Source organism: Streptomyces sp. NPDC005963 (genome assembly GCF_040638655.1).
Classification (GTDB): Bacteria; Actinomycetota; Actinomycetes; order Streptomycetales; family Streptomycetaceae; genus Streptomyces.
Window position 1 is genome coordinate 261,311 of sequence record NZ_JBEXVD010000003.1, and the last position, 15,670, is coordinate 276,980.

Annotated in this window: 11 protein-coding genes; 3 read left to right on the forward strand and 8 right to left on the reverse strand. The window is 69.4% G+C overall.

Features of this window, described 5'->3' with window-relative positions:
- Positions 1 to 199: 199 nt before the first annotated feature.
- The 5 genes from ABZ348_RS07245 to rplU all read right to left on the reverse strand — a co-directional run bounded on the left by ABZ348_RS07245 (position 200) and on the right by rplU (position 6,513).
- Complete coding sequence (locus ABZ348_RS07245; RefSeq protein ID WP_358930234.1) at positions 200 to 1,699, reverse strand: bifunctional cytidylyltransferase/SDR family oxidoreductase; 1,500 nt, start codon at positions 1,697 to 1,699, stop codon at positions 200 to 202.
- Positions 1,700 to 1,932: 233 nt separating this feature from the next.
- Positions 1,933 to 3,990: a glycosyltransferase family 4 protein gene (locus ABZ348_RS07250; protein ID WP_358930235.1), complete on the reverse strand. Its 2,058-nt coding sequence runs from the start codon at positions 3,988 to 3,990 to the stop codon at positions 1,933 to 1,935.
- A 375-nt stretch (positions 3,991 to 4,365) separates the two neighbouring features.
- Positions 4,366 to 5,805: a GTPase ObgE gene (gene obgE, locus ABZ348_RS07255; RefSeq protein ID WP_358930237.1), complete on the reverse strand. Its 1,440-nt coding sequence runs from the start codon at positions 5,803 to 5,805 to the stop codon at positions 4,366 to 4,368.
- 118 nt (positions 5,806 to 5,923) lie between these two features.
- Positions 5,924 to 6,178, reverse strand: coding sequence for a 50S ribosomal protein L27 (rpmA, locus tag ABZ348_RS07260; RefSeq protein WP_329018704.1), 255 nt, complete (start codon positions 6,176 to 6,178; stop codon positions 5,924 to 5,926).
- Positions 6,179 to 6,192: 14 nt separating this feature from the next.
- The gene (gene rplU, locus ABZ348_RS07265; protein WP_016643790.1) at positions 6,193 to 6,513 is read right to left on the reverse strand and encodes a 50S ribosomal protein L21; all 321 of its coding nucleotides are present in this window, start codon (positions 6,511 to 6,513) and stop codon (positions 6,193 to 6,195) included.
- A 283-nt stretch (positions 6,514 to 6,796) separates the two neighbouring features.
- Here rplU and ABZ348_RS07270 point away from each other — a divergent pair, with 283 nt between their 5' ends.
- The 3 genes from ABZ348_RS07270 (at position 6,797) to ABZ348_RS07280 (ending at position 11,037) form a co-directional block, all read left to right on the forward strand.
- Positions 6,797 to 8,743 carry a hypothetical protein gene (locus ABZ348_RS07270; RefSeq protein WP_358930239.1) on the forward strand — a complete coding sequence of 649 codons (1,947 nt, stop codon included), beginning with the start codon at positions 6,797 to 6,799 and terminating at the stop codon, positions 8,741 to 8,743.
- A 169-nt stretch (positions 8,744 to 8,912) separates the two neighbouring features.
- Entirely contained in the window at positions 8,913 to 9,512 is a 600-nt protein-coding gene (locus ABZ348_RS07275) for an acyltransferase (RefSeq protein WP_358930241.1), read from the forward strand.
- Between the two features lie 337 nt (positions 9,513 to 9,849).
- Entirely contained in the window at positions 9,850 to 11,037 is a 1,188-nt protein-coding gene (locus tag ABZ348_RS07280) for an acyltransferase (protein WP_358930242.1), read from the forward strand.
- Positions 11,038 to 11,165: 128 nt separating this feature from the next.
- On the opposite strand, the gene ABZ348_RS07285 is transcribed toward ABZ348_RS07280, so the two are convergent.
- Genes ABZ348_RS07285 through ABZ348_RS07295 form a run of 3 tightly spaced genes read right to left on the reverse strand, consistent with a single transcriptional unit; the run spans position 11,166 to position 15,666 of the window.
- Positions 11,166 to 12,449: a nucleotide sugar dehydrogenase gene (locus ABZ348_RS07285; RefSeq protein ID WP_358930243.1), complete on the reverse strand. Its 1,284-nt coding sequence runs from the start codon at positions 12,447 to 12,449 to the stop codon at positions 11,166 to 11,168.
- Entirely contained in the window at positions 12,446 to 14,077 is a 1,632-nt protein-coding gene (locus ABZ348_RS07290) for a glycosyltransferase family 2 protein (RefSeq protein ID WP_358930244.1), read from the reverse strand. The genes ABZ348_RS07285 and ABZ348_RS07290 overlap by 4 nt, the downstream gene beginning before the upstream one ends.
- Complete coding sequence (locus ABZ348_RS07295; protein ID WP_358930245.1) at positions 14,074 to 15,666, reverse strand: glycosyltransferase family 4 protein; 1,593 nt, start codon at positions 15,664 to 15,666, stop codon at positions 14,074 to 14,076. The genes ABZ348_RS07290 and ABZ348_RS07295 overlap by 4 nt, the downstream gene beginning before the upstream one ends.
- Positions 15,667 to 15,670 lie beyond the last annotated feature (4 nt).

Here is a 15,670-nt window from a genome sequence, read left to right on the forward strand (position 1 = left end):
TCATATTGCTAAATGAATGGTGAAGTCGGAATTCCCAGAAGTGGTATTGAGGACTTCACTGAGGCGGGCCTCCCCATCCCCCACATCCCCGGCAAATCATGTCGAGGGTGTTTACGGAGGCCCGCAGCACGCTGATTGTGCGGTGACTGCCCGCGATCACCGAGAACGGGATCGCGACCACTGCATTAACAGCGAATTATTACACGTCTCCCTCGCGGTCGAGGACCGCGGCGAGTGCCTGCTCGAAGTCGGACGACTCGCTCGCACCGCGGGTCGGGTCCTGCTGGCGCACGTCGATGACATGGCCGGTGAGCTCGGACAGCAGCACGTCGAGCGAGGTGCGCGCGACCGCCTCGGATGAGAGGAGCGAGCCCGCGGGTTCGTCGCCGAACGCCTTGGTGCGCATGGGGGTCGCGGTGCGCTCGGGGTTGACGCAGTTCACCCGGATACCGTCGTTCGCCCACTCGTCCGAGAGCGCCTGGGTGAGATTCACCATGGCGGCCTTGGTGGAGGAGTAGAGGCTGTACTCGGCACGGCCCCGCGTATAGCTGGAGGAGGTGTACAGAAGCAGCTGCCCCTTGGTTTCCGCCAGGTATTTGTAGGAGGCACGTGCGATCTGGACGGGAGCCAGATAGTTGACGTTCAGCGCTTCCAGGATGGTGGTGTTGTCCGTCTCGGCGAGTTTCCCGATGCGCAGGACGCCCGCCGTGTTGATGACGTAGTCGATGCGGCCGGTCTCCGAGTACGCCTTGGAGAGGGCGTCGTCGACGTGTTCCGGGTTCTCCACGTGGGTGCCGGTGGTGGAGCGGCCGAGCGCGTAGACCTGGGCGCCGTACTTCTCGGCGAGGGCGGCGATGTCAGCGCCGATGCCGTAGGAGCCGCCGAACACGACGAGGGTCCGGCCGGCGAGCAGCTCGCGGTAGGCGGCTTCGTCGGCCTGGCGGGGTGCGGCCGTGGAGGCGAGTTGGAACAGCTTGTCGGCGATGAAGACGTCGACGGGCTGGGTGACCTTCATGTTGTACTCATCGCCGGCGACGACGTGGATCGGTACGTCCGGCAGGTACTTCAGCACGACCGAGCAGTCGTCGGTCGCCTGGAAGTTGGGGTCGCCCGCGGCGACCTCGTACGCCTTGCGGATCGTGGAGAGCTTGAACGCCTGGGGCGTCTGGCCGCGCCGCAGGCGGGAGCGGTCGGGCACGTCGGTGATGAACTCGCCGTCGTCCCCGTGGGTGCGGGTCACGATGATCGTGTCCGCGGACGGGATCGCCACGTCGACCGCGGCGTGTCGCTCCAGCGCGTCGACGCAGTCCTGGATCACTCGCTGTGACAGGAGTGGTCTGACGGCATCGTGGAAGAGGACATTGCGGTCCTCGCCGTCGGGCAGGCCCTCGCTGAGCGCGGCGATCGCGCGCTCGGTCGTCTGGTTGCGGGTGGTGCCGCCCTCGATGATCCGGGTGACCTTGGTGAGTCCCGCCTTGGCGACGATCCGCTCGATGTCGGGCACGAAGCCGGGGGCCATCAACACGATCACGTCGTCGATGGAGTCGGCCTGCTCAAAGATGGTCAGTGTGTGCTCGATGACAGCCTTGCCGGCGATCTTCAGCAGCTGCTTGGGGATGGCCAGTCCCACCCGCTGACCGGTGCCTCCGGCTAGGACAACCGCTGTGGTGCGGGGCTTGGCTTCGTGCGGCACAGACACAGAACGACCTACCTTGAGACGAATGGGGGACGCTGCGATGGTCGCACTCTGCGTGACCGTCGTGCAAGGTGGGCGTCCACCGCCTCACCCCCCAGGGACACCTGGGGTTCATCCTCGTCAGCGGTCGTCCAGCGATCCGACCTGCGAGCTGTGTGCCCGAGGAAGTGACGAATGCCCTGCCGTCTGCGGGTTTGTGCAGGTGGGGCGGCATCCCTCACTCCTCTCGGGCCTGATCAGCGATCGCTGACGTGGAGTACGAGCGCATTGTCGCGGTCATACGCGAGCTTCACCTTGACGAGCCGCTGCTGACGGTGCCAGAGCCTGCGAAGCACGCGGCGGGCCAGCAGGAGCGGGCGCTGCTTGTGGAACAGGACCTCGGGGTAGACGAAGACGTCACCCTTCTGGACCACGTCGTCAAGGACGCGGCCCACCCGTACCGGCTCCTCACCCGGGGAGTACCGCAGCCACACTTCCCAGGTGTCCTTCGGGCTCCGCTGGTGAGCGACGGCGACCTCGCACCCGATGGTCACCTCGAAGCCTCGGGTGCCCTCCCTGGTGCCGGGGAAAACCAGCTCGTTCTGCTGGGGGTCGTCTGCGCGGCGCAAGAGCAGTGACGGTTCGCCCGAAGGCTCCGCTTCGCCCACCAGACGGCCGGTCAGGGTGATCTTGCGGTTGACGAGCAGGACGTCGGCGGCCTCCGCGTGGACGGAACGCACCCAGGAGCGCAGCACGAGGTGCTGTTTGGGTGGCCTCCGGTACGGGACGAGATGGCGGACGCCCGCCCCGGTGGTGAGCCGGTCGGAGACCCGTAGGGAGCCCCGCTGGTCAACCGCTCGGGCGAGTATGCCGACGCGGAGCCCGGTGGCTGGCTGGTCGGCGTGGCACATCCAGTGGCCGTCCGCGAAGTCGTCCGTCACCGGGATGGTGACGGTGCCGTCGAGATCCAGCGGATAGGTGCGCGGCAGTGACCCGTCACCGATCCGGGTGCAGAGCAGTTGCAGCCCCGGGTGTTTCAGTACGGCGGCCTCCGGGGTGACCAGTCGTACGGTCACCGATCCGTCGGGCCGGGCGACGGCGTCGGCCACCGGGGCGAAGCCCGTACTGCGGGGCCCCGTGGAGACGGGCGCTCCGCCGTTGCGCTGGGTGGCGCCGGCGCCGAGTTCGGCGAAGAGGTCCGCGTACCGCTTGGCGACCGCGGCCGGGTCGTAACGGCGGGCGTTCTCCCGGGCCTTGGCGCCCATCGTGCGACGCAGTTGCTCGTCGTCGATGAGGCGGAGCAGCGCATCGGACACGGCGCCCGCATCGCCGACCGGTACGAGCAGCCCGTCCACGCCGTCCTTGATGATCTCCCGCGGTCCGTAGTCGCAGTCGGTGCTGACGACCGGCAGCCCACCACGCATCGCCTCGACGAGCGTCATGCCGAACGACTCGTGGCGGGAGGTGGAGACGGCGATCGCGCCCTTGACCCACTCGGGCTCGATCGGGGAGCGCGGCCCCATGAGTTGGACGCTGTTGTACAGACGCAGCTTCTGGACGCGCTGCCGGAGCTTCTCCCGCTCGGGGCCCCACCCGTAGATGCGCAGGGTCCAGTCCGGCCGGAGGGCCACCACCTTGGCGAACGCCTTGAGCAGGACCTCGTACTGCTTCTCCCGGGAGAGGCGACCGGCGGCGACGATGATGTTGCCGGTCGTGTCCGACGGGGGGACGTCCGGTTCGGGGACGCTGTTGGGGATGGAGAGGATCCGGGTGTCCGGCAGGGGCATCCGTTCGCGCCAGACCTCCGCGTCCCCCTCGGAGACGGTGACGAAGGCGTCCGTCTCGGTGAGGAAGGTGCGCATCTCCTCGCGCAGTGCCTCCTTGTGGTGGTGGTAGGTCATGTGTTCCTGACCGATGACCACCGCGGCGACGGGGGCGAACTGGGCGGCGTAGGCGACGAGTCCCGGCCGGGTGCCGATGACGACGTCCGCGTCGGAGCCCGTGTAGTGGGCGCGGACCCGGTCGTCGGTCAGTTGGCTGTACTCCTTGTACCGGGCCTCGTGCCGGGGGAAGAACTCGGCCGGCTTCTGGTGGTCGGGGTGCTCCTTCTCGTTGTCCGGGAATGTGGTGCGCGTGTCCACCAGGGGCACGACGGTGATGCGGGGGTCGATGTCGAAGAGGGGGATGTCCCGGTGGCGGAAGACCGAGACGATCTCCACCTCATGGCGGCTGGCCAATTCCTCCGCCAAATTCAGCGTGGTGCGAATGGTGCCACCGATGCCGTAAATGGTGTGGATAAGTAAGGAAATCTTCACCAGCGCTCCGCTTCTCTGCCGGGGCCACTCGTCTTTGCCCCCGCGTATTAGACCGGAGGAAGACATGAGAGGTTGTGCCTCGCCGTGCACCAATACGGCATCGGACCGCCGTGGTGAGCCGCTCACCACGAGACACGCGGAAAAGGGTGTGGTGCGTTCCCGGAACGGGTGAGCGGACACGGGTGAGCGGACACGGGGCCGGGCCGGCCGTGCCGAACGGGCACCAGTCGGCGGGGCTCACCCGGCAGGGGCCACCGGGCACAGGCCGCCGGGCACAGGCCGCCGGGCACACGTCAAGGCCCGCCCGGGAGCGGGCACTTGCCGTGCTCCCGGGCGGGCCTTGACGCAGCGACTCGGTACGGAGCCGCCGGAACCCTAGTTGAAGGGGTCGAACTCGTCGTACGCGCGCTGTGCCTCGTCCTTCTCGGCGTCACGGTCGCGTCGGCGCTGCGCTGCGGGGCGCGGCGCTTCCAGGCGGTGGTCCTCACCGCGGCGGCCGAGCATCTCCGCTCCGGCCATGACCGTCGGCTCCCAGTCGAACACCACGGCGTTCTCCTCGGGTCCGATGGCCACCCCGTCACCCGAACGGGCACCGGCCTTCATCAGGGACTCCTCGACACCGAGACGGCTCAGCCGGTCGGCGAGATAGCCGACGGCCTCGTCGTTGCTGAAGTCGGTCTGCCGCACCCAGCGCTCCGGCTTCTCGCCACGCACCCGGAACAGCCCGTCGTCCTCGCGGACGACCGTGAATCCGGTGTCGTCGACGGCCTTGGGGCGGATGACGATACGGGTCGCCTCCTCCACCGGCTTGGCGGCGCGTGCCTCGGCGATGATCCCCGCCAGGGCGAAGGACAACTCCTTGAGCCCGGTACGGGCCACGGCGGAGACCTCGAACACCCGGTAGCCGCGGGACTCCAGATCGGGGCGGATCATCTCGGCGAGGTCCTTGCCGTCCGGGATGTCGACCTTGTTGAGGACGACGACCCGGGGACGGTCGTCAAGACCGCCGTACTGCGCCAACTCGGCCTCGATGACGTCGAGGTCGGACAGCGGGTCGCGGTCGGACTCCAGGGTCGCAGTGTCGAGCACATGCACCAGCACCGAGCAGCGCTCGACGTGGCGCAGGAACTCCAGGCCCAGCCCCTTGCCCTGGCTCGCGCCGGGGATGAGACCGGGAACGTCGGCCATCGTGTAGACGGTCGAGCCTGCGGTGATGACGCCCAGGTTCGGTACGAGCGTGGTGAAGGGGTAGTCCGCGATCTTGGGCTTGGCCGCGCTGAGCACGGAGATCAGCGAGGACTTGCCCGCGCTCGGATAGCCGACCAGCGCCACGTCGGCGACGGTCTTGAGCTCCATCGTCACATCGCGGGCCTCGCCGGGCTCCCCCAGCAGGGCGAAGCCGGGGGCCTTGCGGCGGGCCGAGGCCAGCGCCGCGTTTCCGAGGCCGCCGCGACCGCCCTGACCTGCGACGAAGGTGGTTCCCTGACCGACGAGGTCGGCGAGCACATGGCCCTGGGCGTCGAGCACGACCGTGCCGTCGGGCACCGGCAGGATCAGGTCCCTGCCGTCCTTGCCCGAGCGGTTGTCGCCGGCTCCCGGCTGTCCGTTGGTGGCCTTGCGGTGCGGACTGTGGTGGTAGTCGAGGAGCGTGGTGACCGACTGGTCGACGACCAGGATCACATCACCGCCCCGACCGCCGTTGCCGCCATCGGGTCCGCCGAGCGGCTTGAACTTCTCCCGGTGAACGGAGGCGCAGCCGTGGCCTCCGCTACCCGCGGCGACGTGCAGCTCGACGCGGTCCACGAAGGTGGTCATGGGTGTCCTCCAGATACGTACGGGATTGTCTTTAGCTCTAACACAACGGAGGCGGACCCGCTTCCCGTGCGGGAAGTGAGGTCCGCCTCCGCGGAAAACGCTCTGGGGCTGCCTTCGATCAGGCGACCGGAACGATGTTCACGACCTTGCGGCCACGGTGACGGCCGAACTCGACCGCGCCGGGCAGCAGGGCGAACAGGGTGTCGTCGCCACCGCGACCGACGCCCGTGCCGGGGTGGAAGTGGGTGCCGCGCTGGCGGACCAGGATCTCACCGGCGTTGACGACCTGACCGCCGAAGCGCTTCACGCCGAGCCGCTGAGCATTGGAGTCGCGACCGTTCCGGGTGGACGATGCGCCCTTCTTGTGTGCCATGTCTCCTCAGTCCCTTACTTCGCGGCCGTCGGGATGCCGGTGACCTTGATCGCCGTGTACTGCTGACGGTGACCCTGGCGGCGGCGGTAGCCGGTCTTGTTCTTGTAGCGCAGGATGTCGATCTTCGCGCCCTTGTGGTGGTCCACGACCTCGGCCGTGACCTTGATGCCTGCGAGCACCCACGGGTCGCTGGTCACAGCTTCGCCGTCGACAACGAGCAGGGTAGAGAGCTCTACCGTGTCGCCAACCTTGGCAGTGGAAATCTTGTCAACCTCAACGATGTCGCCGACAGCAACCTTGTGCTGGCGACCACCGCTGCGCACGATGGCGTACACGCGGATCTCTCTTTCGCTCGGAACGGACCCCTGACGCCAGCCGTTCGCGCAGGCCGGAGCCTGCGGTGATCCGGAAGGACGAGCGGCCTCTCCCAACGGCCCGAAGCCGGTCGGGAGGGAGATGCTCAGGGGTGGGCGCGCATGGAAACACACCGATGGACCAGGTTACGGGGACGGATCCGGGTGGTCAAACCAGCTCCTCGCCCCGCACACGGTGCCCACGCCGTCGCACACGTACGCGATACCTGGTGAACGGCCGCCGCTGCCTGTTCAATGGGCAGCTGTGTCGCTGCGCTCCCTGATGTCCATGCCCAGGATGCTGCGCCATGGCTCCGCCGTGGGCGCGGATCTGCCACCCGACGAGGCCGTCACGGTCGATGCCGTGACCGACCCCGCTCTGTGCGATGCGCTGACGGCCGCCGCACTCGGTGATGCGGCGCCCGCGCGGGAGCTGCTGGCCGAGACCCGGCTCGGCGCCCAGTGGGAACGGCGCAGCAGCTGTGTGTCCGCCCTCGCCACGAGTGCCCTGCGCCACCCCGGCTGGCTGGAGAACTGGCTGGACGCGAGCCCCGACGACCCGGACGCCACCTTGCTCACCGCCGGTCTGCGGGTGCAGCGGGCCTGGGAGGTCCGCACGGGCGAGGACGCCGGCGAGATCTCGGACGAGCAGTTCCGGGTCTTCTTCTCCCTGCTGGAGGAGGCCGTGCCGGTGCTGTCCGCCGCGACCGAGCTCAATCCGACGGATCCGGTGCCCTGGGAGATCGCCCTCACCCATGCGCGGGGTATCCAGTCGCCGCGCGACGTCTTCGAGTCCTACTGGTCGGAGGCCGTCGCGCGGGCCCCGCACCACTTCGGCTGCCATGCCTCCGCCCTCCAGTACCTGTGCGAGAAGTGGTACGGCTCGCACACCGAGATGTTCGACTTCGCCGAGCGGGCGGCCGACCGCGCACTGCCCGGTTCGCTGCTGAACGCACTGCCCCTGCTGGCCGCCATCGAGTACGAGGTCGTCTCGCCGGACCCGCCGGAGACCGGGCCGATCACCCGGGGCCGGCTGGCGTCCGCGGTGGCGCGCGCCCTGGAGCTCTCCTCCTGGTACGAGCCCGGCGACCCGGAGGCGGCGGAGTTCCGCAACCATCTGGCCCTGATGTTGATCTTCGACCAGCGCTGGGAGGACGCGCTGGAGATGTTCCGGGCGATAGGCGTGCACGCCCGGGAGTTCCCCTGGGCGTACTTGGGTGAGAGCCGCAAGGAGTTCCTGGAGTTCCGGTTGGGCGTACGGATGCAGGTGGCATCCAGCACGCCCTTCTTCGGCAGACCGCCGCAGCCCACTCCCCCGCCCGAGCCCGAGCAGGTGGTCACCGACTCCGACGGCGTGCACCGCTCGCTGGCGATCGTCGCGGCGGCACCGGACCGGGTCGCCGAGGCGGCGCTCATGTGCGGCGTCTCGCTGCGGATCGCCCCGGCCCCCTGGGGTGCAGGACAGGGCTCACCCGGCACCCCAGAACGCGGGACGGGGGAGGGACAGCCAGCCGGTCAGCCGGGCGGTCAGCCGGGGACGCCCGGCACCGCGGGCACTCCGGGTACGGGCCCGGGGCCCGCAGCCTTCTGGTCGGACTCCGAACCGCCCGGGCCCGGTCCCCTCCTGTGGGGAGCCGGCCCCGGCATCCCCGGCACCGGTCCCGCCGCCTGGAAGGCGGGCGGTCCACCGCTGCCCGCGTCCCCGTCGCCTTCCCCGGGGGCGCGGCTGAGCTATGTGGAGGTCGCGCCCGACCTCTTCCCCAACCGACGCACGGGCGCCGCGACCGGTGAGGAGTTGTTGACGACGGCCGTCGTCGGCTTCACCACGGGCGAGCCGTGGCCGGCGTTGGTGCTGCACCACACCGCGGGCCGTCATGGGTTCGCCCTCTTCGGCGAGGGCACTGTCCTGGCGTCCCACCAATGGGACCCCGCCGCTCCGGTGCTGGACCACCCCCAGGCCGCTGCGGTCGCCCGGGCACTGGCATCGGCCTTCCCTCCCGCCGGCCCCCGCCCGCTGATCACCCTGCTGCGCGGCGGGGACGACCCGGCCCGGAGGCAACGCCAACTCCTGGCCGCACTGGGGCTGCCCCCGCTGCCGGACGGATTCGGCGAGCGGGACGACATCCTCAAGGACGCACCGGGGGCCCAACTCGTCCTGCGCCGCGGAGTGCTCAAGGGCATCCGGGACAGCATGCGACGACGGCGCCCCTGACGGCAGGGCGAGGGGGACGGCCGGTGCGAGGGACGCGAGGTTCCGCGCCGTGGGAGCGGGGCCGAACCGCCCGTACGAGCCCGTCGGAGGTCCGTTCCGGGCGCCCGCTGTCCCTCGGCGGCCGAGACGTATGCTCGGCGGGCCAAGACGCCACCGGAAAGGCAGCAGAGTGAACTACAGGGTCCAGCCCACCGCACAGGTCGACGAGACGGCGGAGATCGGCGCCGGAAGCAGCGTCTGGGAGCTCGCCCAGATCCGCGAGAAGGCCCGGCTGGGCGAGGGCTGCGTGGTGGGCCGCGGCGCCTACGTCGGCACCGGTGTGCAGATGGGCGACAACTGCAAGCTCCAGAACTACGCGCTCGTCTACGAGCCGGCGGAGTTGGGGAACGGCGTCTTCATCGGGCCCGCCGTGGTGCTCACCAACGACCACAACCCCCGCTCGGTGGACCCGGACGGCAAGCAGAAGCGCGGCGGCGACTGGGAGGCCGTCGGTGTGAAGATCGCCGATGGCGCCTCCATCGGTGCCCGTGCGGTGTGCGTGGCCCCGTTGCAGATCGGTCGGTGGGCGATGGTCGCCGCCGGTGCCGTGGTCACCAAGGACGTACCGGACTTCGCGCTGGTCGTCGGCGTCCCGGCCCGGCAGATCGGTTGGGTCGGCCACTCCGGCGTACGGCTGGTGGAGCGCGCTGACGAGCCCGGGCTGTGGGAGTGCCCGAAGACGGGGAAGCTGTACCGCGCGTCGGAGGGGACGCTCACCGAGGCCCCGTAGCCGAGCGCGGACGCCCCGCGCCCCGAAGTGCCGTGCACACCGCCACCGGACGGCATCGACACCGGACATGACCCGGTGCACGGCTCCGCGGGGCGTGGGGTGCGGGGCGTGGGCGAACCCTCCGTACGGGATGGACACAGCACACCCACGCTCGGGCGACGACCCGGTGCGGATCACACGCCCCACCGGCCTCCGGGAACACCCCCGCCACCGTGACCAAGCCGGAAATTGGCGTGTACGTGAGGAAACCCACTCCCTGAAGCCCTGCGTCTCCGGCTGGTGCATAGGATGCAGACCGGTTTCCTACGCCCCCCTCCCCCGTGAGCAAGGCCGACGCATGTCCCACACTCCTGTCGCCACCCCTCCCACCACGGACCGCAGCGGCACCGCGGCCGTTCCGGCACCACCAACCAGAAAGGCCCCGCCGCGCCTCTACGCGCTCGACGCGCTGCGCGTGGTGGCCGCCCTGGCCGTGCTGCTGTTCCACTTCACCGGTGTCGACGCGGCGACCAAGGCCAACTGGGGTGTGAATCCCAAGGAACTGTTCCCGGAACTCTTCCCGATCACGTCCTACGGCTCGTACGGCGTCCAACTGTTCTTCATCATCAGTGGTTTCGTCATATGCCTGTCCGCGTGGGACCGGACACCGGGCCAGTTCGTACGAGCGCGCTTCCTGCGGCTTTTCCCCGCGTACTGGTTCTCCGTGGTGGTGGCCCTGGTGATCTGGCGGGGGCTGCCGGACGGCCAGCGCGCGGTGCCGAGCATCAGCGACTCGCTGACCAATCTGACGATGGTCCAGGTGCCGCTGTCGGCCCAGCACCTGGTCGGCGCCTACTGGACGCTGTGGGTGGAGCTCACCTTCTACCTGATCTTCCTGGTGGTGCTCTGGAAGGGTCTGGACTACGTACGGGTCTCGGTCTTCTGCTGGCTGTGGCTGCTCGCCAGTGTGCTCGTCCAGCAGGACGACATCCCGTTGTTGGGGATCTTCGCCCAGCCGCTGAACACCGCCCTCTTCGTGGCGGGCATCGCGATGTATCTGATGTACCGCTTCGGACCGGACCTCAAGCTGTGGGGCCTGTTGGGCGCGAGTTGGCTGGTGATGCAGAGCGATCTGATCGAGCACGCCGACAACGTCCGCGAGAAGCAGGGCCTGGACCGCGATCCGTACGTCGCACTCGCCCTGGTCACGGTCTTCTACCTGCTGGTGCTGGCGGTGGCGCTGCGCAAGGCGGGCTGGTTCAACTGGAAGTGGCTCACCACCGCGGGCGCGCTGGTGTACCCGCTCTATCTGCTCCACGAGGAGTTGGGTTGGGCGATGATCCGGGAGCTGTACGGCCGACTCGGCGCATGGCCGACGCTGTTGGTCACCACCGGTGTGCTGCTCGTGCTGTCGTGGGTGGTGCACGTGTTGGTGGAGAAGCCTTCGGTGCGGTGGCTGCGCAACCGGTTGGCGAAGGAGAGGGTCCCCGAGTTGTCCATCGAGGAGCGGGCGGAAGCGGCGCGGAAGAGCGCACCGACCGCTTGACCCGGCACGATCCCGCGGTCGTGATGCCGCGAACGACACAGGGGGAAGGCCCCCCGCCCACGGAAACAGATGTGGGCGGGGGGCCTTCCCCCTGTGGACCGTCCGTCGTGGACTGTCTGGGGACCCGATCAGCCGCCGATGACCAAGCGGCGCACGCCTTCCCAGCGGGCCGGGTCGGTGGTGCGCCGGCCGTCGACCAGGACGCGGACGTCCGGCAGATCGGTGGCCGCCAACTCGCGGTACTCGGCGTGATCGGCCTGGAGGATCGCCGCCGTCACGATCTGGCCCTCGTGCGGGGTCAGGCCGTGGGCGGTGAGTTCATCGGCCGTGTACATCGGGTCGGAGACGAACGGAACCGCACCGCGCGCCTTGAGGGCCTCGACGACTCCGTAGACACCGGAGAACGCGGTCTCCTTGACACCGCCGCGGTAGGCGGCGCCGAGCACGAGCACACCGGCGTCCTTCAGGTCCCCGTAGGCCGCGGCCAGCAGATCCACGGCGTACTCCGGCATGGCCGCGTTCGCCTCGCGCGCCGAGCGCACCACGGTGGCCTCGGGGTCGTTCCACAGGTACATCCGGGGGTAGATCGGGATGCAGTGGCCGCCGACGGCGATGCCCGGCTGGTGGATGTGGCTGTAGGGCTGCGAGTTGCAGGCTTCGATGACCTTCTTGATGTCGATGTCGTTCTGGTCGGCGAAGCGGGCGAACTGGTTCGCCAGACCGATGTTGACATCGCGGTAGGTCGTCTCGGCCAGCTTGGCCAGTTCGGAAGCCTCGGCGGTGCCCAGGTCCCACACGCCGTTGGGGCGGGGCAGGTCGTCGCGCTCGTCGAAGTCGAGCACCTGCTCGTAGAAGTCGACACCGTGGCGTGCCGAGGCGTCGTCGATGCCGCCGACGAGCTTGGGGTAGCGGCGCAGATCGGCGAAGACCCGGCCGGTGAGGACCCGCTCCGGCGAGAAGACGAGGTGGAAGTCCTCGCCCGCGGTGAGCCCGGAGCCCTCTTCCAGCATGGGGGCCCAACGGGTCCGGGTGGTGCCGACCGGCAGTGTGGTCTCGTACGAGACGAGGGTGCCGGGCTTGAGTCCGCGGGCGATGGCCCGGGTGGCGGAGTCCATCCAGCCGAAGTCGGGGGTGCCCTCGGCGTCCACGAAGAGCGGGACGACGACCACGACGGCGTCGGAGTCGGCCACGGCCGCCGCGGTGTCGGTGGTGGCGGTCAGCAGACCCGCGCCCACGGTCTCCTTGAGCAGTCGGTCCAGGTCGTGCTCGCCGGGGAAGGGCTCGGTACCGGCGTTGACCAGTTCGACGACCTTCTCGTTGACGTCCGCGCCGATGACCTTGTGGCCCTTGGCGGCGAACTGCACGGCGAGCGGCAGACCGATCTTGCCGAGCGCGACTACACAGATATTCATCGGGTCAGTTTCCTCTTCACACGGGACATCGTCTGTCGCACTCGCTTGCCCACGCCCAGGGCGGGTTCCCAGAGCGGGGCCGTCGCAATCACCAGACCGCCGTTCGGACCGGCGGTCGCCGAAACACGGTACGGGACTCTCTCACGCCACCGTCGAGCCAGGGGCAGGGGAACGTCCTTGGTCGGTACCGCGACCTCGTGCCAGATGCCCGCGATCTCCAGATAGGCGCGGGCGAAAGCCTTGGTGCTGACCGCGGGCAGCGGAATCGTGGCGTTCAAGAGCGTGCCGGTGCCGTCATCGGTCGGCTCGCGGGTCAGCTCCCCGTCGAAGGGGGGCAGGGCGGCATCGACGGGGAACCGTCGCGCGCCCGTCTTGGCAGCGTTCTTCGACAGGGCCTTCGGGGCGAGCCGCAGCACTGCGGAATCGATTGTTCCGGTAACCGGTACGCGAACCGACATCGTCAGGGCCATCTGATCACCGGCCTGCTGCCACTGTGCGGAGACCAGCGAAGTGCCCTCCGCGACCCGCTTGGGCGCAGCCTCCCCGATCAGCTCGAAGACCCGGTCCTCCAGCGCGAGCACCGGGTCCCGGAAGCCGGGGTAGCGGGCGAAGGCCCGCTCGCCCTCCAGCAGGAAGGGCACCGCGCTGCCGGGCGTCTCGGCGGCATTGGCCTCGATCAGACGATGGACCGAACCCCGGCGGGCCAAGGCGATCCGCACCCGGGGCTGCACACTCAGGGAGTCCTGGAGCGGCTCGGTGAGGTAGTCGTCGGCGAGCTGCGAGATGCCCGCGCACACCTGGTACTGGACGTCACGGTCGAGGGTGGCGAAATCACCCTGCACGAGTTTCGCGAGTTCCCAGGTGAAGTGGCGCTTGAAGACGGCGTCGCGCTGAGGGCCCGGCTCGATGAGAGCGGCCGTGTGCTTCATGATCCGGTCGGTGCACCGCAGCCGGGCCAGATGGTTGGCGCGGTAGGTGATGTTGCTCGCGTCACCGCGCTTGACCGCGTAGTAGAAGGTGTAGTCCGCGAGAACGGAGATCCTACGGGCCCGCACGCACGCTTCTATGGTGAACGGCTGGTCGCTGCCGACCGGCAGGTCCTCGGGGAAGCGCAGCCCGTGCCGCTCGACCAACTCGCGCCGGAAGAGCTTGGTGTTGGCGAGGGTGAAGGGCAGTGCCGAGTCGTAGAGGCTGACGTCCGGGTCGTTCTGCTGATAGAGCGCCTGGTGGACGTACCGTCCGTTGGTGCCGACCATCTTGCCGACGACCACGTCCGATTCGTGCTTGTCGGCGTAGTCCACCAGCCGTTTCAGTGCCTCGTCGCCGAGATAGTCGTCGGAGCCTATGAAGTAGACGTAACGGCCGGTGGCCAGTTCCAGGGCCCTGTTGCTGGGGCCGGCCGGGCCGCCCGAGTTCTCCTGGTGGACCACCTTCAGAACATCGGGGTAGCGCTCGGCGAAGCGGTCCAACTCCTTGCCGCTGTCGTCGGTCGAACCGTCGTCGACGGCCACGATCTCCAACCGGTCCCGACCGATGGTCTGTCCGAGCAGCGAGTTCAGACACTCCGTCAGATACGGCATCGTGTTGTAGACCGCGATGACGACCGTGACGTCCGGGGTTCTGGTCATGCGCCACCCCCGGCAGCGGGCTTGCCGGTCACCAGATGGGAGTACAGCGCATCGAGGACCTCGGCCTGCGCCTCCCACGTCCAGTTGTCGAGCAGACCGGGCTTGTCGTAGGCGGCGCGGTAGCGCTCGGGATCGGCCAGCACGGCCTTGATCGCCCGTGCCAGGTCGTCGACGTCCTCGGCCTTGCAGATCTCGCCCTGCCCGGTGGAACGAGTGACCTCGGACATGGTCTTCACATCGCTGACCACCAGCGGCAGCCTGGCGTGCGAGTACTCGAAGAACTTGGTGATCAGCGCGATCTCGTGATTGGGCCAGTGGTGGATCGGAATGCACCCCACGTCGGCGGCCGACAGGAAGCGCACCACCTGCCAGTGCGGCACGTACGGCACCGCGTGCAGCCGCTCGCCCACGCCCAACTCCTCGGCGCGGCGCAGCAGCCCCTGGATGTACCCCGCGGCGGGCGCGGGCACCACGAAGGCCATGTGGACGCCGTCCAGCTTCGGCAGCGCCTCCACCATGTCGCCCAGGCCCCGCTGCGCACCGGGGGAACCGCTGTAGACGACCAGCGGCACCTCGGGCCCGATGCCGCACAGGGCCCGCAGGTCCGGCACGGGCTCGTCGGCGTCGTCGAGGATCGGATCGACGTCGACCGGCCGGTCGGGAGCGTTCAGCACCACGGTGGGCTGTTCCTTGAGACCGTGTCGCTCGCGCAACAGGTCACCGAGGCCCTCCGACACCGTGACCACGGCATCGGCGTACGGGGCGAACTCGCTCTCGTGCGCCGTGTTGCCCGGGATCCAGTGGGCGTTGTCCTCCCAGGGGCGCACCCCGGGCAGGAACTCATGGGCGTCCCAGACGAGCTTGCACGGGCGGCCGGCAGCCCGGGCGCGCACCGCGGCCCGCGCCCCCACACCGAGCATCCGGAAGTCGTTGGCGTGGATCAGATCGGGCTTGAGGGCGTCGATCTCCTTGCCGTAGGTGAGCTCGTAGTCCCACAGCACCGGCTCCAGTCGGCGCCAGGCGCGGGGCCCCTTGACGGTCTTCCAGGAGGCGGTGAAGGCACGGTCGAGCGGGCCGCGCAGCGCACGGCCGGCCTTCTGCGCCTGCGTGGTCTGCCGGGAGCGGAGCCCGACCCACTTCTGGAGGAACTTGGAGACCGGACCCGCGACGACCAGTCGGGCCTGCTCCGTCTTGCGGAACAGCGGCGAGCCCACCGCTGCGGGCGCCACGCGCAGGGCGGCACGCCGGGTGGCGACATCGGCGCGCCACGCCTTGGCCCACTGCCGGCGGTAGGCGGCGAGCGGCCCCGGCGGGTAGGCCAGCGGGCGGCGCAGCAGTGAGCGGTGGCGCTCGGCGTGTCGCTTGGCGAGCGGGGTCTTCAGGGGCAGCAGCCGCACCTCGGCGTCACCGAGCTTCCAGGTGCGCCCGTTGCCGGAGCGTACGAGACCGAGGAGGACGACGTCCCAGCCGGCCGCCGCGGCGGACTCGGCCGCCTTCTGCACCCGGGAGTCGCCGTCGACCTTGTTGTCGACCAGCATGACGACGCGCCCCTTGGCGGGACGGCCCGCGTCGGCACTCTGCTTTTCCATGAAC